General features: G+C 56.9%; 20 protein-coding genes and 1 other RNA gene. 15 read left to right on the top strand and 6 right to left on the bottom strand.

Annotated elements, in window-relative coordinates; translation table 11 throughout:
- Window positions 1-560, bottom strand: a 560-nt coding sequence (locus HP459_RS10960; protein ID WP_171936206.1) for a pyridoxal-phosphate dependent enzyme, incomplete at its 3' end; no start/stop codon positions are given.
- Window positions 561-675: 115 nt separating this feature from the next.
- Here HP459_RS10960 and HP459_RS10955 point away from each other — a divergent pair.
- The 5 genes from HP459_RS10955 to amtB all read left to right on the top strand — a co-directional run bounded on the left by HP459_RS10955 (window position 676) and on the right by amtB (window position 6,565).
- Entirely contained in the window at window positions 676-1,134 is a 459-nt protein-coding gene (locus HP459_RS10955) for an Lrp/AsnC family transcriptional regulator (RefSeq protein ID WP_022647254.1), read from the top strand.
- A gap of 30 nt (window positions 1,135-1,164) precedes the next feature.
- Window positions 1,165-2,919, top strand: coding sequence for a SmdA family multidrug ABC transporter permease/ATP-binding protein (locus HP459_RS10950; RefSeq protein ID WP_045307882.1), 1,755 nt, complete (start codon window positions 1,165-1,167; stop codon window positions 2,917-2,919).
- Window positions 2,912-4,693 carry a SmdB family multidrug efflux ABC transporter permease/ATP-binding protein gene (locus HP459_RS10945; RefSeq protein WP_171936205.1) on the top strand — a complete coding sequence of 594 codons (1,782 nt, stop codon included), beginning with the start codon at window positions 2,912-2,914 and terminating at the stop codon, window positions 4,691-4,693. Before HP459_RS10950 ends, HP459_RS10945 begins: the two co-directional genes overlap by 8 nt.
- A 211-nt stretch (window positions 4,694-4,904) precedes the next feature.
- Window positions 4,905-5,243, top strand: coding sequence for a P-II family nitrogen regulator (gene glnK, locus HP459_RS10940; protein ID WP_006809867.1), 339 nt, complete (start codon window positions 4,905-4,907; stop codon window positions 5,241-5,243).
- A gap of 35 nt (window positions 5,244-5,278) precedes the next feature.
- Window positions 5,279-6,565, top strand: coding sequence for an ammonium transporter AmtB (gene amtB, locus HP459_RS10935; RefSeq protein WP_022647257.1), 1,287 nt, complete (start codon window positions 5,279-5,281; stop codon window positions 6,563-6,565).
- Window positions 6,566-6,658: 93 nt separating this feature from the next.
- Here the strand turns inward: amtB and tesB are convergent, their stop codons facing one another.
- On the bottom strand, window positions 6,659-7,519 hold the full coding sequence (gene tesB / locus HP459_RS10930) for an acyl-CoA thioesterase II (RefSeq protein ID WP_022647258.1): 861 nt from the start codon (window positions 7,517-7,519) through the stop codon (window positions 6,659-6,661).
- A gap of 203 nt (window positions 7,520-7,722) precedes the next feature.
- On the opposite strand from tesB, the gene HP459_RS10925 reads away from it, so the two are divergent.
- Window positions 7,723-8,250 (top strand): YbaY family lipoprotein, encoded by a 528-nt coding sequence (locus tag HP459_RS10925; RefSeq protein WP_022647259.1) that lies wholly within the window; start codon window positions 7,723-7,725, stop codon window positions 8,248-8,250.
- 37 nt (window positions 8,251-8,287) lie between these two features.
- On the opposite strand, the gene HP459_RS10920 is transcribed toward HP459_RS10925, so the two are convergent.
- Window positions 8,288-8,599, bottom strand: coding sequence for an MGMT family protein (locus tag HP459_RS10920; protein ID WP_045307884.1), 312 nt, complete (start codon window positions 8,597-8,599; stop codon window positions 8,288-8,290).
- A 170-nt stretch (window positions 8,600-8,769) separates the two neighbouring features.
- Between HP459_RS10920 and ffs the strand changes: the two genes are divergently transcribed.
- The 3 genes from ffs (at window position 8,770) to HP459_RS10905 (ending at window position 9,577) form a co-directional block, all read left to right on the top strand.
- Window positions 8,770-8,866, top strand: an RNA gene (gene ffs, locus HP459_RS10915) — signal recognition particle sRNA small type.
- A 247-nt stretch (window positions 8,867-9,113) separates the two neighbouring features.
- Complete coding sequence (locus HP459_RS10910) at window positions 9,114-9,365, top strand: hypothetical protein (protein WP_022647261.1); 252 nt, start codon at window positions 9,114-9,116, stop codon at window positions 9,363-9,365.
- The gene (locus HP459_RS10905) at window positions 9,362-9,577 is read left to right on the top strand and encodes a hypothetical protein (RefSeq protein WP_006809861.1); all 216 of its coding nucleotides are present in this window, start codon (window positions 9,362-9,364) and stop codon (window positions 9,575-9,577) included. Before HP459_RS10910 ends, HP459_RS10905 begins: the two co-directional genes overlap by 4 nt.
- Window positions 9,578-9,647: 70 nt before the next feature.
- Here HP459_RS10905 and HP459_RS10900 read toward each other — a convergent pair whose 3' ends face one another.
- Window positions 9,648-11,069 carry a PLP-dependent aminotransferase family protein gene (locus HP459_RS10900; protein ID WP_023305590.1) on the bottom strand — a complete coding sequence of 474 codons (1,422 nt, stop codon included), beginning with the start codon at window positions 11,067-11,069 and terminating at the stop codon, window positions 9,648-9,650.
- 84 nt (window positions 11,070-11,153) lie between these two features.
- On the opposite strand from HP459_RS10900, the gene HP459_RS10895 reads away from it, so the two are divergent.
- The 3 genes from HP459_RS10895 to HP459_RS10885 all read left to right on the top strand — a co-directional run bounded on the left by HP459_RS10895 (window position 11,154) and on the right by HP459_RS10885 (window position 16,104).
- Window positions 11,154-11,765, top strand: a complete 612-nt coding sequence (locus HP459_RS10895; RefSeq protein ID WP_022647263.1) for a YitT family protein — start codon at window positions 11,154-11,156, stop codon at window positions 11,763-11,765.
- A gap of 75 nt (window positions 11,766-11,840) precedes the next feature.
- Window positions 11,841-12,911, top strand: coding sequence for a LacI family DNA-binding transcriptional regulator (locus HP459_RS10890; RefSeq protein WP_171936204.1), 1,071 nt, complete (start codon window positions 11,841-11,843; stop codon window positions 12,909-12,911).
- A 103-nt stretch (window positions 12,912-13,014) separates the two neighbouring features.
- A complete protein-coding gene (locus tag HP459_RS10885) occupies window positions 13,015-16,104 on the top strand; it encodes a beta-galactosidase (protein WP_171936203.1) in 3,090 nt (1,029 codons plus the stop codon).
- A 51-nt stretch (window positions 16,105-16,155) separates the two neighbouring features.
- Here the strand turns inward: HP459_RS10885 and HP459_RS10880 are convergent, their stop codons facing one another.
- Window positions 16,156-17,715, bottom strand: coding sequence for an EAL domain-containing protein (locus tag HP459_RS10880; RefSeq protein ID WP_063199709.1), 1,560 nt, complete (start codon window positions 17,713-17,715; stop codon window positions 16,156-16,158).
- A gap of 215 nt (window positions 17,716-17,930) precedes the next feature.
- On the opposite strand from HP459_RS10880, the gene HP459_RS10875 reads away from it, so the two are divergent.
- Both HP459_RS10875 and ykgO read left to right on the top strand, forming a co-directional pair.
- Entirely contained in the window at window positions 17,931-18,191 is a 261-nt protein-coding gene (locus tag HP459_RS10875) for a type B 50S ribosomal protein L31 (protein WP_015571255.1), read from the top strand.
- Window positions 18,192-18,193: 2 nt separating this feature from the next.
- The gene (ykgO, locus tag HP459_RS10870; protein WP_003859006.1) at window positions 18,194-18,334 is read left to right on the top strand and encodes a type B 50S ribosomal protein L36; all 141 of its coding nucleotides are present in this window, start codon (window positions 18,194-18,196) and stop codon (window positions 18,332-18,334) included.
- On the opposite strand, the gene HP459_RS10865 is transcribed toward ykgO, so the two are convergent.
- Window positions 18,331-19,041 (bottom strand): GNAT family N-acetyltransferase, encoded by a 711-nt coding sequence (locus HP459_RS10865; protein WP_171936202.1) that lies wholly within the window; start codon window positions 19,039-19,041, stop codon window positions 18,331-18,333. The genes ykgO and HP459_RS10865 overlap by 4 nt on opposite strands.
- A 102-nt stretch (window positions 19,042-19,143) precedes the next feature.
- Here HP459_RS10865 and HP459_RS10860 point away from each other — a divergent pair.
- On the top strand, window positions 19,144-19,997 hold an 854-nt coding region (locus HP459_RS10860), incomplete at its 3' end, for a PLP-dependent aminotransferase family protein (RefSeq protein ID WP_171936201.1).

The raw sequence follows: 19,997 nt of genomic DNA, 5'->3' as shown, positions 1-19,997 counted from the left end.
GCGCTCATGACAATGTAAGAGGGGACGGGATGTGGCTCGTGGGTCATCTGGCGGAAAATGCTGTCCGCAATGTTATTATTGCCGCGCCAGTCGGTGGCGCGCTCGGCGAAGGTGAACTGGTCCATATAGTGACCATTTAGTTCGCGGGCCAGCATTTCGGAGGCCGCATAGATTTCGCAGGCGCTTTCCACAAAGTGGCAGCGCCCGCCGTAAAATTCGATCTGTTCAACTTTACGTTTCGCCGTGCAGGAGGGCATCACAGCGATAAACGGCAGGCCCAGCAGGCGGGCAAAGTAGGCCTCTGAGACGGCAGTTGATCCGGACGACGATTCAATAATCGTGGTGCCTTCTTTAATCCAGCCGTTACATAAACCGTATAAAAAGAGTGAACGCGCCAGGCGATGCTTCAGGCTGCCGGTAGGATGGGTACTTTCATCCTTCAGGTAAAGCTGAATGCCGGGAAATCCAGGCAAAGGCAGGCGGATCAAATGGGTGTCTGCCGAGCGCTGATAGTCGGCATTTATTTCGCTGATGGCATGTTTAACCCAGGTGCTATTCATCGTAATTATCCGTTTGTCATTTTGTGCCCAGCATAGCGAAAAGCACAGAAAAAATTGTTGCTATCTGGCCTTTAAAATAGAATGTAAGGAGAATAATTTTCTCTGGGAGGTGGATATGCTAGATAAAATTGACCGCAAGCTGCTTTCTTTGCTGCAAAGCGACTGCACCCTCTCTTTGCAGGCGCTGGCAGATGCCGTTAATCTGACCACCACACCGTGCTGGAAGCGCCTCAAGAAGCTGGAAGACGATGGCATTCTGCTGGGACGTGTGGCGCTGCTGGACCCCGAAAAACTGGGGCTTGGACTGACCGCCTTCGTCCTGATAAAAACGCAGCATCACAGCAGCGAATGGTACAGCCGCTTCGTCACCCAGGTTTCCGACATGCCCGAGGTGCTCGGCTTCTGGCGCATGGCGGGGGAATACGACTATCTGATGCGCGTTCAGGTGGCAGACATGAAGCGCTACGATGATTTTTACAAGCGGCTGGTCAATAGCGTACCGGGCTTGTCCGATGTCACCTCCAGTTTCGCCATGGAACAGATTAAATACACCACAGCGTTACCCATTGAATAACTTCATAAAATATCTTCAGGAAAAGACCGCGTGCGATTATTTGCCCAATTAAGCTGGTACTTTCGTCGGGAGTGGCAACGCTACCTCGGCGCGGTGGCCCTGCTTATTATCATTGCCATTTTGCAACTGATCCCGCCCAAAGTGGTGGGATACGTCGTGGATGGTGTTACGGAACAACATTACACCGCCGCACGGGTGATGATGTGGGTCGGTACGCTGGTGTTGACGGCCGTGGTGGTTTACCTGCTGCGTTATGTCTGGCGCGTGCTGCTGTTCGGCGCGTCCTATCAGCTTGCCGTTGAGCTGCGCGAGGACTTTTACCGCCAGCTGAGCCGCCAGCACCCTGAGTTTTATCTGCGTCACCGTACCGGGGATCTCATCGCCCGCGCCACTAACGATGTGGACCGTGTGGTGTTTGCCGCCGGTGAAGGGGTGTTAACGCTGGTGGATTCCCTGGTGATGGGCTGTGCGGTACTGATTGTGATGTCTACGCAAATTAGCTGGGAGCTCACGCTGCTGGCGTTGCTGCCGATGCCGCTGATGGCGCTGGCGATTAACCGCTACGGCGAGCAGCTCCATGAACGCTTTAAGCTGGCGCAGGCGGCGTTCTCGTCGTTAAACGATCGCACCCAGGAGAGCATGACCAGCATCCGCATGATCAAAGCGTTTGGTCTGGAAGACAGGCAGTCCGCGCTGTTTGCGGCCGACGCCGCCGATACCGGTGCGAAAAACATGCGCGTGGCGCGTATAGACGCCCGCTTTGATCCGACAATTTATATTGCGATTGGCATGGCGAACCTGCTGGCGGTGGGCGGCGGAAGCTGGATGGTGGTGCGAGGCACCATGACCCTCGGGCAGTTAACCAGCTTTGCGATGTACCTCGGGCTGATGATTTGGCCGATGCTGGCGCTGGCCTGGATGTTTAACATCGTTGAACGTGGGAGCGCCGCCTACAGCCGTATCCGCGCCATGCTGGCGGAAGTGCCGGTAGTGAACGATGGCAGCGAGCCGGTACCGGAAGGTCCGGGTGTTCTGAAGGCTGATATCCGCGTCTTTATCTACCCGCAAACGGAACATCCGGTGCTTGAAAACGTCAGTTTCACGCTGCGTCCTGGTCAGATGCTGGGCATCTGCGGCCCGACGGGCTCCGGTAAAAGCACCATTCTGTCACTGATTCAGCGCCATTTTGACGTGAGCGAAGGCGATATCCGTTTCCATGACGTCCCCCTGCCACGTCTGCTGCTGGATGACTGGCGCAGCCGCCTGGCGGTCGTCAGCCAGACGCCGTTTTTGTTTTCAGACACCATAGCCAACAATATCGCGCTCGGGTGCCCGACGGCGACACAGGACCAGATCGAGCATGTGGCGCGCTTAGCCAGCGTCCATGAGGATATTCTGCGCCTGCCGCAGGGCTACGACACAGAAGTGGGTGAGCGGGGCGTTATGCTCTCCGGTGGACAAAAACAGCGTATCTCTATTGCCCGCGCGCTGCTGCTGGACGCTGAGATCCTGATTCTGGATGATGCGCTGTCCGCGGTTGACGGGCGTACCGAGCATCAAATTCTGCATAACCTTCGCCAGTGGGGGGAGGGGCGCACGGTCATCATCAGCGCGCACCGTCTGTCGGCCCTTACCGAAGCCAGTGAAATTCTGGTGCTTCAGCACGGGCATATTGCCCAACGTGGTCAGCATGAACAGCTCGCCGGGCAGGCCGGCTGGTATCGGGATATGTACCGCTATCAACAGCTTGAAGCTGCGCTGGATGAGGAGGTCACCGATGCGTAAGTTTGGACAGATGTGGCCGACGTTAAAACGGCTGCTCGCCTATGGCTCACCGTGGCGCAAACCGCTTTCCATCGCCGTGCTGTTACTGTGGATCGCCGCGATTGCGGAGGTGACCGGTCCGCTGCTTATCAGCTATTTTATCGATAACATGGTGGCGAAAAGCTATCTGCCGCTGGGGCTGGTGGCGGGGCTGGGTGTGGCGTATGTCGGGCTACAGCTGACGGCGGCGGGGCTGCACTATGCGCAGTCGCTGCTGTTTAACCGGGCCGCCGTGGGCGTGGTCCAGCAGCTACGCACGGATGTGATGGATGCCGCGCTGCGCCAGCCGCTGAGCGAGTTTGATACCCAGCCGGTCGGGCAGGTTATTTCGCGCGTCACCAATGACACCGAGGTGATCCGCGACCTTTATGTGACCGTTGTCGCAACGGTTCTGCGCAGTGCCGCATTGATTGGCGCGATGCTGGTGGCGATGTTCAGTCTGGACTGGCGGATGGCGCTGGTGGCGATCGCTATTTTCCCGGCGGTGCTGATTGTGATGGTAATTTACCAGCGCTACAGCACGCCGATTGTTCGTCGCGTGCGCGCTTACCTTGCAGACATCAATGATGGCTTCAACGAAGTGATCAACGGCATGAGCGTTATCCAGCAGTTTCGCCAGCAGGCGCGTTTTGGCGAGCGGATGGGAGAAGCCAGCCGTTCGCACTATATGGCGCGGATGCAGACGTTACGTCTGGACGGCTTCCTGTTACGCCCGCTGCTGAGCCTCTTCTCTGCGCTGGTGCTGTGCGGGCTGTTGATGCTGTTTGGCCTGACGACGCGCGGAACCATTGAGGTGGGAGTGCTGTACGCGTTTATCAGTTACCTTGGCCGTCTTAACGAACCGCTGATTGAACTCACTACGCAGCAATCGATGCTGCAACAGGCGGTAGTCGCGGGTGAGCGTGTGTTTGAGCTGATGGACAGGCCGCGTCAGACCTATGGCGATGATGAACGTCCGCTGGAAAGTGGATCCATAGCGTTTGATCATGTCTCGTTTGCCTACCGTGACGATCAGCTTGTCTTGCAGGATATCAACCTCGAGGTACCGTCGCGCGGTTTTGTCGCCCTGGTTGGGCATACCGGCAGCGGCAAAAGCACGCTCGCCAGTTTGCTGATGGGCTACTATCCGTTGACGCAGGGGGAGATCCGTCTGGATGGACGGCCTCTTTCCGCGCTTAGCCACAACGCGTTGCGTAAAGGCGTCGCGATGGTGCAGCAGGATCCGGTAGTGCTGGCGGATACCTTTTATGCCAACGTGACGCTGGGACGATCTTTCACGCCTGAGCAGGTATGGGAGGTGCTGGAAACGGTGCAGCTGGCAGATCTGGCGCGCGGGTTAAGCGAGGGGATCAATACCCGGCTGGGCGAGCAAGGCAATAACCTCTCTGTCGGGCAAAAGCAGCTCCTGGCGCTGGCGCGCGTGCTGATTGAGACGCCGCAGGTATTGATTCTGGATGAAGCGACCGCAAGCATCGACTCCGGTACCGAACAGGCGATCCAGCTGGCGCTGGCTGCCGTGCGGGATCGCACTACGCTGGTGGTGATCGCTCACCGCCTCTCAACGATCGTCGATGCCGATACCATTCTGGTGCTGCACCGTGGCCAGGCCGTTGAACGGGGTACGCACAGAGCGCTGCTTGAGGCAAAAGGACGCTACTGGCAGATGTATCAGTTGCAGCTGGCAGGCGACGAGCTGGCCGCCAGCGTGCGCGAGGAGGAGTCGCTCAGCGCCTGATGCACCATAACAAGGCAATGCGCTAACAGTCTTAACCGTTGGTGCAAAACTGAAACGCACCCTGCACTGCCATGGTGCGTTTTTTTTCACCCCTTCGCGGCGCATGCGCGGCGCGGCGCTTTCCTCCTCACATTTCACTTCTGGCACACCCTTTGCAATATCCCTCTCGTGTTAGCTGCGGCCATTACCGAATTCTGACTGGAGGGGATATATGAAGCTGGTTACGGTGGTAATCAAACCATTCAAACTCGAAGACGTGCGTGAAGCGCTGTCTTCCATGGGTATTCAGGGACTGACTGTCACCGAAGTGAAAGGCTTTGGGCGTCAGAAAGGTCATGCCGAGCTTTATCGCGGGGCGGAATACAGCGTTAACTTCCTGCCAAAAGTGAAGATTGATGTGGCGATTGCCGACGATCAGCTTGATGAGGTGATTGATGTCGTCAGCAAAGCGGCCTACACCGGAAAAATTGGCGACGGCAAAATTTTCGTTGCCGAACTACAGCGCGTCATTCGCATCCGTACCGGCGAATCTGACGAAGCGGCGTTGTAAGTAACTCCTGGCACACAGTGATAGGGATCGAGAAAATGATGAAAGCAACAATGAAAACAGGTCTGGGTTCGCTGGCACTGCTGCCGGGCCTGGCAATGGCTGCACCTGCTGTGGCAGACAAAGCCGATAATGCCTTTATGATGATTTGCACCGCGCTGGTGCTGTTCATGACGATTCCGGGGATCGCGCTGTTTTACGGCGGCCTGATCCGCGGCAAGAACGTACTCTCCATGCTGACGCAGGTTGCCGTCACGTTCGCGCTGGTGTGCGTGCTGTGGGTGGTTTACGGTTACTCGCTGGCCTTCGGGGAGGGCAACGCCTTCTTCGGCAACGTTAACTGGGCGATGCTGAAAAATATCGAACTGACCGCGGTAATGGGCAGCTTCTATCAGTATATTCATGTCGCGTTCCAGGGCTCATTCGCCTGCATCACCGTGGGGCTGATTGTGGGCGCGCTGGCTGAGCGTATCCGCTTCTCAGCGGTACTGATTTTCGTGGTGGTCTGGCTGACGCTCTCCTATGTCCCGATTGCGCATATGGTCTGGGGCGGTGGTCTGTTGGCTTCCCATGGCGCTCTGGACTTTGCGGGCGGCACCGTTGTTCACATCAACGCCGCCGTAGCCGGCTTGGTAGGCGCATACCTGATTGGCAAGCGCGTGGGCTTCGGGAAAGAAGCATTTAAGCCGCACAACCTGCCGATGGTCTTTACCGGCACCGCCATCCTCTACTTTGGCTGGTTCGGCTTCAACGCAGGTTCAGCCAGCGCCGCTAACGAAATCGCCGCGCTGGCCTTCGTGAATACCGTGGTGGCAACTGCCGGGGCCATCCTCTCATGGGTATTTGGCGAGTGGGCCGTTCGCGGCAAGCCATCCCTGCTGGGTGCCTGTTCTGGGGCGATTGCCGGTCTGGTAGGTATTACGCCAGCATGCGGTTACGTGGGCGTGGGCGGCGCATTGCTGATCGGTATCGTCGCGGGTCTGGCGGGGCTGTGGGGCGTTACCGCACTGAAACGTATTCTGCGCGTTGACGATCCGTGTGATGTATTCGGCGTACACGGTGTGTGCGGCATTATCGGCTGTATCATGACCGGTATCTTTGCTGCACAATCTTTGGGCGGCGTGGGTTATGCTGAAGGCGTGACCATGATGCATCAGGTGCTGGTCCAGCTTGAAAGTATCGCGATTACGGTTGTCTGGTCGGGCGTTGTAGCCTTTATCGGCTACAAGCTGGCCGATATGACCGTGGGGCTGCGCGTACCGGAAGAGCAGGAGCGCGAAGGTCTGGACGTCAACAGCCACGGCGAGAATGCGTACAACGCATAATTTGAGTGCCTTGCCGGGTGGTGGCTTCGCCTTACCCGGCCTGAAAAAGTGAAATTTGCAGGCCCGGTAAGCGTAGCGACCGGGCTTTTTACCTCACCCGCGATTACGCATCACACCTTCCTGCACGGTAGAAGCCACCAGCACACCATCCTGGGTGTAAAACTCCCCGCGAACAAAACCGCGTGCGCTGGACGCAGAGGTACTTTCTACGCTGTAAAGCAGCCACTCGTTCATGTCGAAAGGACGATGGAACCACATGGAATGGTCAATCGTGGCGACCTGCATCCCTTTTTCCAGGAATCCCACGCCGTGCGGCTGTAGCGCAACCGGCAGGAAGTTGAAATCCGACGCATAACCCAGCAGATACTGATGCACGCGCAAGTCTGCCGGTACGCTGCCGTTGGCGCGGATCCACACCTGGCGGGTGGGCTCAGCAGTATGCCCCTTCATTGGGTTATGAAATTCGACCGGGCGGATCTCCAGCGGTTTATCGCACAGAAACTTCTCTTTTACCTGCGGCGGCAGCAGATGTGCGAGTGCGCGGGCAATTTCGGTTTCCGATTTCAGATCGTCCGGCGATGGGGCGGACGGCATCTGTTTTTGATGCTCATAGCCCGGCTCTGGCGCCTGGAAGGAGGCGGTCATGTAGAAGATGGGTTTCCCATGCTGGATGGCCGCCACACGGCGAGCGCTGAAGCTTTGGCCGTCACGCAGAACTTCCACGTCGTACACAATCGGTTTAGCGCTGTCACCGGGGCGTAAAAAGTAGCTGTGGAATGAGTGCACCAGACGGTCTGCCGGAACGGTCTCCTTAGCGGCATATAGCGCTTGCCCCACGACCTGGCCCCCAAAAACCTGGCGTAAGCCTAAATCTTCGCTCTGTCCGCGAAAAAGCCCTTCTTCTATTTTTTCCAGGTTCAGCAATGTCAGCAGATTGTTCAGTGCCTGACTCATAGTGGTCCTCAATAAACGCCGTGGCGAAAGATACGCTGAGTATAACGCAGAAACGATAGTGGTCCGATGGGTAGAATTATCTTAATACCTGGGCAAAATTAGGCATAAATCCGTGATTTGTGCCACACTTGTTTACGTTATGTGAATAAAACGACATCGGATGGGATCGATCCCGCCGGTGCATTGATGATAAGGAGACTTCAATGAAACTCGTGCCTATGTTAAGCGGTGTTGCAATGGCGGTGGCGTTGTCCGCCTGTGCGGATAAGAGTGCCGATGTAGCGGTACCAACGGCGACCCCAAACGGGATTAACACCCTTTCACAGCAAGCTATTCGACAGCCTAACGTGTCCGGTACCATCTGGATCAAACAGAAAGTCGCTCTGCCGCCGGATGCGGTTTTAACGGTCACGTTATCCGATGCGTCTCTGGCGGATGCACCGTCTAAAGTCCTTGCACAGCGTGCAGTTCGTACAGAGGGTAAACAGGCGCCGTTCAGCTTCGTGCTGCCGTACAACCCGTCTGACGTTCAGCCTAACGCGCGTATCCTCCTGAGCGCGGCGGTAACGATCAACGATAAGCTGGTCTTTATCACCGATACCGTGCAGGAAGCGGTCAACAAAGGGGGCACCAAAATCGACCTGACCCTGGTCCCGGTGCAGCAGACTGAAGTGCCTGTGGCAACGCAGACCAATCAGCCGACCTTGCCTACACCGCCAACACAGTTGTAACTTTCTTTCGCCCTCTTCATCTTGACGGGAGAGGGCGTCAGTATTCCCAGCGATACTTCTGCATATCTATCTGTCCCGTCCCGGACACCTGCACCCCTTCTGAGAGTAATGCCTGACGCTGGCGCTGCAAGTCTGGCCCGGTGAGGGAAATGGCACCATGGCGATTAACGACCCGGTGCCATGGTAACGTACTTCCCTCCGGAAGCCTTCTCAGCACCCCGCCAACCTGACGCGCTGCGCGCGGTGAGCCCGCCAGTCGGGCGACATCCCCATAGGTCGTGACACAGCCTTCCGGAATAGAGGCCACGATTTGCCACACTCGCTGTGGGAAAGTGTCATGTTCGTCCATTGTTTCTCCAGCGGGAAATCAGCGAAGGGTAATGTTATACGAAGATAAAGAAGATTGTCGGGTCAGTTTGCGCAATAATCCAGCATCCAGTTGCCAGCGGCTTGCAATTGAGGTGCTCCACAGGGATAATGCGCCAGCGCGTTGGTTATCAACGCTCTCAATGGGGGCTCTGTTGGTTCTCCCGCAACGCTACTCTGTTCACCAGGTCAGGTCCGGAAGGAAGCAGCCAGGGCAGACGACGTGGGTGCCGGGATGTAGCTGGCAGGGCCCCCACCCATTTGTGTTCTTCTCTGAAGTTTCCCCCTATATAAACCTTCTCAATTATGTGCCTATTTTGTTCGTGCAATATATCCTTCATTGAACTGAAATAATAATGTCATAAACCTGTAATAATAGACTGTCATTTTATTATCGGGCGTCTTTTTGTTGTCATAAGCAAAAAAATATATATCTGGATAACAAACTTATCTTCGTGTATTAAATTAAACACGTGTTCCGAAAGGATGTGACAATCATGGTAACTGCGGTTTTAAACGTTAAAATTGATGAAGCGCTAAAAGAAAGACTCCGCCACTATGCGGAAGACAATAATGAGAATTTAAGCGTGACCACAGAGAAACTGCTGCTGCTGGCATTTGAAGCAGTAGAAGAGGCGGGAGTATCGGAAGAGGATGTTGATAATCAGCATACGGAAGAAGAGAGCGTAAATCCATTTACTCCTAAAGAAATCAAAGCACTACGTAAACTTCTGAAGAAGAGAAAATGAAACAACAACTATCGACTGCCAGCGATTACAACGAGGCCTGCAATCTGTTACGTTCGGGCTATGTGAAACATGTTCGTCTTGGCTGGAATGTAGGAAGTGATGAGTTCTTTCGAATTGCGTCTGACTGGTGTGATACCGGTGCAAAAATAAAGAAAGAAGGTGAAAATTTCATTATTTCGCTGAAAGGCTTCCCGATTCCTCCTCAACATTAAGTTGTTCTTCATGAAAACTGCTGACTGCATGCGTTACAGTCAGCAGTTTTTATTGTTTCTGGCGAATAATTTACACCAGGCTCCGTTTTACTGGCGGTGTACTTTTATTTAAGGCAAGCCACAGCGGTTTGATACGCAGTAATGCCTCTTCAAGTTCTGGCGAATTGAGTGAGAAGGGCATACGCAGGTAGCGGTCAAACGCGCCTGAAAGCCCAAAGCGCGTGCCGGTGCCCATAATGATGCCTGTCGTTTCCGCACGTGCCGCCAGTTGAGTCGCCAGCATGCCGGGTAGTTCAATCCAGTATGAAAGTCCTCCCTCCGCTTCCTGAAACCGCCATTCGGGGAAATGCTCCCGTAACATCTGGCCGCAGCGGTCACGCCGTTCTGCCAGCATTTGCCGCCGGGCAGGCAGGAAGGTTTCACTGTTTTCGATAAGCCACAGCGTGGCCAGCTGTTCCAGCACCGGAGAGCCCAGATCCAGCGTATCGCGCGTCTGTGCGAGCGTGGCGATAGTGCGGGACGAGGCGCGGATCCAGCCGAGACGAAGCCCACCCCAGAAGCTTTTGCCTGCGGAACCCAGCGTAATCACCGCGGCCTCCGGGTTAAAGGCGGCCAGCGGCGGCGGCGGGGGAGCATCGAACCAGAGATCGACCATGGTTTCATCCACCACCAGCGTGGTGCGGGTTTGCGCGGCGATGTCGGTTATGGTCTGACGCGTCGCGGCATCCATGCAGCGCCCGGTCGGATTATGAAAATCCGGCATTAGATAGGCCAGACGCGGGGCTGTCTGGGCAAGCGTTGCGGCAAAACCATCGGTATCCCAGCCCGTTTCTGGCAGCGAGACGCCCACGGGCCGGCATTGCGCCCCCTGAATCGCGGCTATCGCCAGCGGGTAGGTGGGATGATCCACCACCACGCGATCCCCGGGCCCGGTCATCATTCTTAAGATCAGGGCGAAGCCGCTGACGGCACCGTTCACCACCATCACTTCGTCTGCCCGGGTGGGCAGACCGCGTGCGGTGTAGCGGGCGGCGATAGCTTCACGCAGCGCTGGAAGCCCAAGCTGATCGTACCCGGTCAGCGCCAGATTCGGCGTAATGGTCGTCAGCGCGTGGGTGTAGGCCTGATGGATCTCTGGCCCCGCGTTGAGCGCGGCGGTTGAGAGATCCAGCGCCGCGCTGGCAGTGGAAAGCGTGGGAACGGCCCGGCTGTCTGGCAGGATCGCCCGGGAACCGCTGCCGTGACGGCTCTCCAGAAAACCCTCTTCACGCAGATGCGCCAGCGCGCTGCTGATGGTGGTGCGGCTGACGTCCAGTGCGGCGGCCAGTTCCCGCTCTCCGGGCAGGCGCGTGTTTAGCGCCAGCCTGCCATCCAGAATTAACAGGCGTAACGCGTCAGCCAGCTGGCGCCACCGCGGGGTGCGGGAAGAGGTTTGTTGCCAGTGCCCTAACAGGCGAACCAGAGACTGGCTTCCAAAACGACGTGATGACATGTGCAGTCCACTATTTGAAAACTGGACATTAATCATAGTGCCATTTTCAGCGAAGATGGAAGCTGGTTCTTCGGAGAAGAGAAAATGGTGCGTCGTCTGGTACAACTTTATGTCGGTTTAGCCCTTTACGGACTTTCAACCGCGATGTTTATTCGTTCGGATCTGGGTGTTGATCCCTGGAATGTTTTTCACCTTGGCGTCGCCATCCAGGCCGGAATGAGCATCGGCACGGTGATGATTTTAACCGGGGCTGCGGTGCTGCTGCTATGGATCCCGCTGCGTCAGCTTCCGGGGCTGGGTACGGTCAGTAACGTGATTTGTATTGGCCTGGCGGCAGATGCGTCAATGGCATTGATCCCGGAACTCACCTCGCTGCCCGTGCGCATCACCCTGCTGGTTTCCGGCATTGTGGTTAACGCCCTTGCCACCGGAATGTATATCGGCGCGGGTTTTGGCGCAGGCCCGCGCGACGGTCTGATGACCGGCATACACGCCCGGCTGGGCTGGTCGATCCGCAGCGTGCGTACCGCAATCGAGGTGACCGTGTTGATCGTCGGCTATCTCCTCGGGGGAGCGTTTGGCGTCGGAACCGTGCTATATGCGTTAACCATCGGCCCGCTGATCCAGCTTTGTTTGCCGTGGTTTCGCCAGAGACCGCGCATGCAGAAAGCCGCGCAGCCGGAGCGGATTGCTTAATTTTGCGAAGCGCTCACAGGCTATAATGGCGTAACTGTGTCAGAATAGTGACTACCTTTTACGACGCCAGAATCTATGAAAGCGATCACTCTTTATGACGTTGCCCGCGTAGCGGGCGTTTCTTATCAGACCGTTTCCCGGGTGATTAACGACGCGGAACACGTTTCTGCCCGTACGCGGGAAAAGGTCCGACAGGCCATGGCGGCGCTACACTATGTACCTAACCGTGGCGCGCAGCAGCTGGCCGGGAAACGCACTCGCACGCTGGGGCTGATGACCAGCGATCTGGCGCTGCATGCGCCGTCGCAAATCGCCTCAGCTGTAAAATCCCGGGCAGTGGAGCAGGGGGCAGGCGTGCTCATCTCTATGGTGGAGCAGCCCGCGCAGTGTCAGGCTGCTTTGCAGGAGTTACTGGCGCAGCGCGTGGAGGCGCTGCTGGTGAACGTTCCGCTGGAAGATGCACAGGCAGAAATGCTTCAGGAAATGGCCTCGCCGACCCCGGTTCTTTTTCTTGATGTTTCCCCCACAGCTCGGGTTAACAGCCTCGTTTTCAATGCTGAACAGGGCGCTGCCCTGGGGACGGAGCATCTGCTTTCGCTGGGGCACCGGCGAATTGCGCTGCTCGCCGGGCCGGAAAGTTCTGTCTCTGCCCGGGCTCGCCTGGCGGGATGGAAAACTACGCTGGCTCAGGCTGGCGTGGAGGCGTTTGCGGTGGCGCAGGGCGACTGGAGCGCGGCTTCAGGCTACGAGAAAGGGCATCAGCTCCTGGCGGGCGCACAGCTGCCGGAGGCGATCCTTGTGGCGAACGATCAGATGGCGCTTGGCGTTTTACGCGCCTGTGCGGAAAAAGGCGTTGCGGTACCGGGGCAGATCTCGGTTGTCGGGTTTGATGATACGGCTGACAGCGCGTGGTTTTCCCCTCCGCTGACCACCGTTCGGCAGGCGTTCCGCGAGGCCGGTGAACGCAGCGTGGAGCGGCTCCTGGCAACTGCCCGTCACGCCGAACCCTGGCAACAACAACTTCCCGTTACGTTGATCGTTCGTCATTCCACCGCGCCGCGCGCCGTACAACAGGCCGATCGTGAAGAGCTGGCGCAACAGCTAAGAACGCTGGCGCTGCTGGCGGAGAAACTGGCGCGCAGCTAGCGCTTTTGTGATCGTGCTCGCCTGGTGACGATCAAAGTCTTTACCGCCACCGTTTACCATGGCATGTTGACTAAAATTGTGAGCGCTTCGCAAAGAGGTTGATATGTCTTCCACATTGCCGCTGACCCTCAGCGCAATTCTGGCTCGTCGTGACTGGGAAAACCCGGGCGTGACGCAGTGGAATCGTCTGGCCGCACACGCGCCTTTTCATAGCTGGCGCGATGAAACCCTCGCCCGGGAGGATAAGCCTTCGCTGAGCGAGCGTCTGCTTAACGGCATCTGGCGATTCAGCTTTTTCCCGGCACCAGAGCAGGTGCCCGAGGCATGGGTAACGGACGATCTGTCTGATGCCGTTGAGATGCCCGTGCCGTCGAACTGGCAGATGGAGGGATTCGATACCCCCATCTACACCAACGTCACCTATCCGATAAATGTGAACCCGCCCTATGTACCGGCTGAAAACCCAACCGGTTGTTACTCGCTCACATTTGAGATGGATGATGCCTGGCTGCTCAGCGGGCAAACCCGCATTATCTTTGATGGGGTGAATTCAGCTTTTCATCTGTGGTGTAACGGCCAGTGGATAGGCTATTCCCAGGACAGCCGTCTGCCTGCGGAGTTCGACCTCAGCGCGGTGCTGCGACCGGGGCAGAACCGCCTGGCGGTGATGGTGTTACGCTGGTGCGACGGAAGCTACCTGGAAGATCAGGACATGTGGCGGATGAGCGGCATTTTCCGTGACGTCTCGCTGCTGCACAAGCCGGAAACGCAGATTGCCGATTATCAGATCGTGACCGATCTGAATGCCGAATGCGATCGGGCGCTGCTCCGGGTTGACGTTGCGCTGGAAGGCTTACGCTATGCCGAATGCGAGGTGGCGTTTACCCTGTGGCGTAACGGCGAAGCCTGCGCGCAAATCAAGCAACAGCCCGGATCGGCCATCGTGGACGAACGCGGCAGTTGGGCGGAGCGGCTCACGGTGGCGATACCCGTGAACAATCCCGCGCTGTGGAGCGCTGAAACACCGGAACGCTATCGTTTGACCATGTCGCTTCGGGATGTGCAGGGCAACATGCTGGAGACTGAAGCCTGCGATGTCGGTTTCAGACGCGTCGAAATCAGCAACGGTCTGCTGAAGCTTAACGGCAAACCGCTGCTGATCCGCGGCGTGAACCGTCATGAACATCATCCTGAGAAGGGGCAGGTGATGGATGAGGCGACCATGCGCCGCGACATCGAACTGATGAAGCAGCATAACTTCAATGCCGTGCGCTGCTCGCATTATCCGAATCACCCTATGTGGTACACGCTTTGCGATCGCTACGGCCTGTACGTGGTCGATGAGGCGAATATTGAAACCCATGGCATGGTGCCGATGAGCCGCCTGGCGGACGATCCGCGCTGGCTGCCTGCCATGAGCGAACGCGTCACGCGTATGGTGCAGCGGGACCGGAATCATCCGTCCATCATCATCTGGTCCATGGGGAATGAGTCCGGGCATGGGGCGAATCACGATGCGCTGTACCGCTGGCTGAAAACCACCGATCCCACGCGGCCGGTGCAGTACGAAGGCGGGGGGGCCAGTACGGCGGCAACCGATATTATTTGCCCGATGTATGCCCGCGTCGATCAGGATCAGCCGTTCCCGGCGGTGCCAAAGTGGTCGATTAAAAAGTGGATTGGTATGCCGGACGAAACCCGTCCGCTGATCCTGTGCGAGTATGCCCACGCGATGGGTAACAGCTTTGGCGGCTTTGCCAGCTACTGGCAGGCATTCCGCAGCCATCCCCGGTTGCAGGGCGGCTTTGTCTGGGACTGGGTCGATCAGGCACTGACGAAAAAAGCGGAAGACGGCACGGCATTCTGGGCCTACGGCGGCGATTTTGGCGATAAGCCCAACGATCGTCAGTTCTGCCTCAACGGGCTGGTGTTTCCCGATCGCACCCCGCATCCCGCCCTTTACGAGGCACAGCGTGCCCAGCAGTTCTTTACCTTTACGCTGGTGAGCACCGCTCCGCTGGTCGTCGATATCCAGAGCGATTATCTGTTCCGTCATACTGACAACGAGAGTCTGCGATGGTCGGTGGCGCGTGACGGTGCGGTGTTGGCTTCCGGCGAAATAACCCTTTCTGTTGCGCCCCAGGGAACACAGCGCGTTGAGATCCCGCAGACTGAATTCGGCGCTGAACCGGGCGAGGTCTGGCTCAACGTGGAGATCGTTCAGCCGCAGGCCACGCCGTGGTCGCCGTCCGGCCACCGTTGTGCCTGGGATCAGTGGCCGCTCCCGGCTCCGCTGTACCTTACGCCACCGAAAGCAGACGGAACCCCACCACAGTTAACGGTGCAGGAAGAGGTGCTGGACATCAATCATCAGCAGCAGCGCTGGCAGTTTAGCCGTCTCACCGGCAACCTGACCCAGTGGTGGAACGCGGGCGCTGAAACGCTCCGTTCCCCGCTAACGGATAACTTTACCCGCGCGCCGCTGGATAATGACATTGGCATCAGCGAGGCGACTCGCATCGATCCGAACGCGTGGGTGGAACGCTGGAAAGCGGCAGGGATGTATGAGATATCCTCGCGCCTTATCCAGTGTGAAGCGGAACAGCATGCCCGTGAGGTGGTGGTGACCACGCAGCACGTCTGGGAGCATCAGGGTAAAGCGCTGTTTATCAGCTACAAGGTCTGGCGGATTGATGACCACGGGTTACTGCACGGTGATGTGCAGGTGACGGTGGCGTCTGACATTCCTGAACCCGCTCGCGTGGGCCTGAGCGTTATGCTGGCGGATATCCCGCAAACGGTGCGCTGGCTGGGGCTGGGCCCGCTGGAGAATTATCCGGACAGAAAACTGGCGGCGCAGCAGGGGCGCTGGGCGTTACCGCTGGACGCCATGCAGACGCCGTATATCTTCCCGACGGAGAACGGTTTACGCTGCGACACCCGTGAGCTGACGTTTGGCTCACATCACTTCCAGGGACAGTTCCATTTCTCCCTGAGCCGTTACAGCCAGCAGCAACTGCATACGACAACGCATCACCATTTGCTACGGGAAGAGGATGGCTGCTGGTTGAATCTTGATGCCTTCCACATGGGCGTGGGGGGGGACGACTCATGGAGCCCGAGCGTAGCCCCCGCCTTCATTCTGCAAAACCGTCGGCTGCGCTACACGTTTAGCTGGCAGCAGAACGGCTGAGCCGATACGTGCGGCCACTGCCGTGGCCGCACGTAACACCGCGCAATGGGTTTATTTCCTGAGGTTGTGCTCGGCCCAGCGAATGAAATCTTCTTTAGGCAGCGCCTTGCTGAAATACCAGCCCTGTCCGTACTGCACGCCGTGGCGATGCAACCATTCGAGCTGCCCTTCAGTTTCAATGCCTTCTGCGACCATCGCCAGCTTAAGCGATTTGGCCATTTCGATGATGTGGGGAGTCACGTTCTTATACTCCAGCGCGTCCACAAAGGATTTATCAATCTTCAGGGTATCGACATCAAGATCCTGCAAATAGCTCAGGCTGGAGTAACCCGTACCAAAATCATCAATGTAGATGGCATGCCCGGAGCGCCGAAACGCAGCGATGGCAGGGGCGCTGACGGCAGGATCGGCAAAGCCGCGCTCGGTCAATTCAAGGGCGATCTGGCGCGGGTGGACGCCCCATTTGTTGAGCAATTGACTCAGCAGGCGAGGCAGCTCGGGGGACGTTAAATCGGATGGTGCAAGGTTGACAGAAATGTGCAGTTCCGGGTGATGATGCAGCCAGGCACCTAAATCCTCAAACACCTTATTCACCACCAGCTGTGTCAGCGTTGAAATAAGCCCCGTCTGCTCCGCCAGGGGAACAAAGAGATTAGGCGACAGGTCACTGCCATCTGGCTGCGGCCAGCGCATCAGCGCTTCTGCACCCACCAGTTTTCCACTGCATAGCGCCACAATGGGCTGATAGTGAACCTCGATCTCCCGGTTGTTGATCGCGTCGATCAGCCGGTTACGCGGGGAAAGCAAACGGCGGAGGATGCGAAGCACAATAAGGGCTGCAACCAGGCTTATCAATATGCCAGCCGGTAGCCAGATGATCAGCTGCTGATGCCAGGATGCCGCGAGCGGTTTTAACGATGCCCAGGCAATAACCGTAAGCCCCAGTTCTGGCACCGGTTTCAACACGTACATCGAGCCGTTGTATTGCACGCGCTTAACGTCCTGCTGCTCCTTAACGACAGAAAGAATATACGGGTCGAGAATATTGCTTCTGGCAAATATCCGATGGGTTTCGCTGCCCACCAGGGCGGCATCCATCGAAATGTCACCGAACGGGACAACATCCACAAGCGACGCCGGATCGACCATTACCAGATAATGTCCTTTCCCCAGAACGGCCATATAACGGTGAATGCCGAGGTCGTTTTGCGAGGTGAGCCACGCGCTATATCCGTCTGCGGTGATCCGCATCGGGGGCGGTAAGATCGCCGTATTACTGGATTGTTCCAGAGAGGAGCAGAGCGGCTTCAGGTTATCGATATACATCACTTCCTGAATATAGCGCCATGAGAACGCGACACGACGCATTTCGCGTAAGTGCGGAGGAGTGCAGGGCGGGGCGTTGAACAACTGTAGGTGCGTGAGCGCCTGTTTTGCCTGCGCAACGACTCTGTCGGTACGGATCAGGACGCGCGAGGCATATCTGTCCAGTGCATCCACAAATTTCGCCTCTGCCTGACGATGCGCCAGCCAGATACTGAGGCACACAGGGACCAGCACAGAGAAGATCAGTACGCCTGTCACCAGGCTGACCAGATGTCGGGTTCGCATGCTGCTGTATCCTTTCCATATGCCCGACCAGGGCATGGAGTTTGCGCGCCAGAGGAAAAATTTTTTATCGCTAAATGATATAGTTATAGCATGTAACAGTCTCTCGCAGTATTTGAAAAAACCTTTCAAAAACAGGCTGTGCTTCACAGGGGTTGTTTTTGCAGCAAAGCTCAGATAGTATTTTGTTATGTTATAACAATACATGAAGGCCAGAGATGAAACCGAATATCCATCCAACCTATCGCACCGTTGTGTTCCACGACACCACGGCTAATGAATATTTTAAAGTTGGCTCAACGATTAAGACAGACCGTGAAATTGAACTTGAGGGGAAAACGTATCCCTACGTTACTCTTGATGTCTCCTCTAAATCACATCCGTTTTATACCGGGAAGCAGAAGACCTTCTCGACGGATGGCAGCGCGGCACGCTTCCGCAAGCGTTTTGGTGGCTTTCTTGATGCGAAGCGAGGCTAATCATGCAGGTGCTTAACTCATTGCGCAGTGCAAAACAGCGTCACCCGGATTGCCAGATAGTCAAACGCAAGGGACGCTTATACGTGATTTGCAAATCTAACCCGCGCTTTAAGGCGGTGCAGGGGCGTAAAAAAAGACGCTAGAGGCGCGTTTCTCGCCAGCTTTCCAGGGATCTTTTCTGTTTGCCATCGACGGTAAAATTGTCGGTGGCAAGCCAGCTTTCAAACGCGCTCGCCAGCGCTGACCACTCTTTGTCGAGAATTGAAAACCAGTCGGTGTCCCGGTTTCGGCCTTTAATGACCAGCGCCTGGCGAAAACGCCCTTCAAACTGAAAGCCAAGACGCAGGGCCGCTTTGCGGGAGGGTTCGTTCAGGCTGTTGCACTTCCATTCATAACGTCGGTAGCCCAGGGTGTCGAACACGTACCGCATCAGCAGATACTGCGCTTCTGTCGACATGGGCGTGCGGCTTAACAGTGACGAGAAGTGAACATGTCCCACTTCTACAACGCCGTTTTTAGGATCGATCCGCATAAGGGACAGCGTCCCGACAGGAAATTGGGTCTGGTTATCGATAACGCTAAAGTGGATGGGATCGGATAATTTGCTTACGCTCGCCACCCATTCGGCAAACTCCTCTGCGGTGGCATCGGGTTCACGCAGCAGCCACGTCCAGCTTCGGGTATCTCCGGCCAGGGAATACGCAGAGAACAACGCGTGGGCATGCTCCACGCGCAGCGGCTCAAGCCGACAATAGCGACCCTGAAGTACCATCCGGGACGGGTGCGGGCGAGGCTGCCAGTCGGTAAGGCTTTCCCCTACAGGTTGTCCAAACTCATTGAATACACTCATCTTTATTTCCACGATGTTGAAAAGATCTCCAGATTAGTGAATTACTGGTTCCTTAAAAAGAACCACCAGGCTATGTTTTGCTGGTACCACGAGGAGGTAAAGATGAATATACCGGGTGATGAGCTATACACCCTGCTCCATGCTGCGCTGAAAAAACGTGGGGAAGAAACGCTCCAGCGCGCGCTCTACCTTGCTTTGCGGGAGGCCATACTGTGCGGAAGGCTTCGGTCCGGCAGTCATTTGCCCGGCTCGCGAACGCTGGCGCAGCAGATCTCGGTGTCCCGAAACACTGTTAATGCGGCGCTGGACCAACTCACGCTCGAAGGTTATTTGCTGCGTAGCCGCCAGGGTACGCGGGTGGGGCAATTCGCTCATCGTACGATTGCCCGGACATTACCGGACCCGGACGTCAGGCTGACAAAACGTGTTGCCCTGCTGCCCGCGCCTGTGCCGCGCGACACTCCGGTGATGGCATTTACGCCAGGAACGCCTGCCATCAACTATTTCCCCTTGCCGCTGTGGCGGCGGTTATACGATCGCGTCCTGCGCGAGGAGGGGAGCGCCCTGTTAGGGTATGGTGACCCGGCCGGCGAGCCGACGCTACGGGCCGCCATTGCCCGCCATCTTGCGCTCTCCCGCGGCATTGACTGCGATGCCAGCCAGATTGTGATAACCGAAGGGGCACTGGAGGGCGTCAATCTGTGCACGATGCTGTTAAGCGAGCCGGGGGATGTCGCCTGGGTTGAAAATCCCGGCTATAGCGGTGCTAAAAGCGCTTTCGTCAAAACCGGCCTGGCGATGAGCGGCATACCGGTTGATGACGAGGGGATGTGCTGGGAAGGGCTGTGTGCGCCTTCACCCACGCTGATTTTTACCTCGCCATCGCACCAGTTCCCTTACGGAAGCGTGCTCAACGCGCGGCGGCGTCTGGCGCTGCTGGAACTGGCCCGGCAGCA

Source organism: Enterobacter sp. CM29 (genome assembly GCF_013179605.1).
In the GTDB taxonomy this organism is placed as follows: domain Bacteria; phylum Pseudomonadota; class Gammaproteobacteria; order Enterobacterales; family Enterobacteriaceae; genus Enterobacter; species Enterobacter intestinihominis.
Note: the sequence above shows the minus strand (reverse complement) of the source record. Positions and strands in the feature narration are given on the sequence as shown.

Excerpts from the sequence above, each read along its gene's own strand:
- HP459_RS10865 (WP_171936202.1), bottom strand. The coding sequence starts at position 19,041 with ATGAGTGTATTCAATGAGTTTGGACAACCTGTAGGGGAAAGCCTTACC.
- HP459_RS10920 (WP_045307884.1), bottom strand. The coding sequence starts at position 8,599 with ATGGACGAACATGACACTTTCCCACAGCGAGTGTGGCAAATCGTGGCC.
- ykgO (WP_003859006.1), top strand. The coding sequence starts at position 18,194 with ATGCAGGTGCTTAACTCATTGCGCAGTGCAAAACAGCGTCACCCGGAT.
- HP459_RS10885 (WP_171936203.1), top strand. The coding sequence starts at position 13,015 with ATGTCTTCCACATTGCCGCTGACCCTCAGCGCAATTCTGGCTCGTCGT.
- HP459_RS10945 (WP_171936205.1), top strand. The coding sequence starts at position 2,912 with ATGCGTAAGTTTGGACAGATGTGGCCGACGTTAAAACGGCTGCTCGCC.
- HP459_RS10925 (WP_022647259.1), top strand. The coding sequence starts at position 7,723 with ATGAAACTCGTGCCTATGTTAAGCGGTGTTGCAATGGCGGTGGCGTTG.
- HP459_RS10910 (WP_022647261.1), top strand. The coding sequence starts at position 9,114 with ATGGTAACTGCGGTTTTAAACGTTAAAATTGATGAAGCGCTAAAAGAA.
- HP459_RS10875 (WP_015571255.1), top strand. The coding sequence starts at position 17,931 with ATGAAACCGAATATCCATCCAACCTATCGCACCGTTGTGTTCCACGAC.
- HP459_RS10905 (WP_006809861.1), top strand. The coding sequence starts at position 9,362 with ATGAAACAACAACTATCGACTGCCAGCGATTACAACGAGGCCTGCAAT.
- tesB (WP_022647258.1), bottom strand. The coding sequence starts at position 7,519 with ATGAGTCAGGCACTGAACAATCTGCTGACATTGCTGAACCTGGAAAAA.
- HP459_RS10890 (WP_171936204.1), top strand. The coding sequence starts at position 11,841 with ATGAAAGCGATCACTCTTTATGACGTTGCCCGCGTAGCGGGCGTTTCT.
- HP459_RS10900 (WP_023305590.1), bottom strand. The coding sequence starts at position 11,069 with ATGTCATCACGTCGTTTTGGAAGCCAGTCTCTGGTTCGCCTGTTAGGG.
- HP459_RS10955 (WP_022647254.1), top strand. The coding sequence starts at position 676 with ATGCTAGATAAAATTGACCGCAAGCTGCTTTCTTTGCTGCAAAGCGAC.
- glnK (WP_006809867.1), top strand. The coding sequence starts at position 4,905 with ATGAAGCTGGTTACGGTGGTAATCAAACCATTCAAACTCGAAGACGTG.
- HP459_RS10895 (WP_022647263.1), top strand. The coding sequence starts at position 11,154 with ATGGTGCGTCGTCTGGTACAACTTTATGTCGGTTTAGCCCTTTACGGA.
- amtB (WP_022647257.1), top strand. The coding sequence starts at position 5,279 with ATGATGAAAGCAACAATGAAAACAGGTCTGGGTTCGCTGGCACTGCTG.
- HP459_RS10880 (WP_063199709.1), bottom strand. The coding sequence starts at position 17,715 with ATGCGAACCCGACATCTGGTCAGCCTGGTGACAGGCGTACTGATCTTC.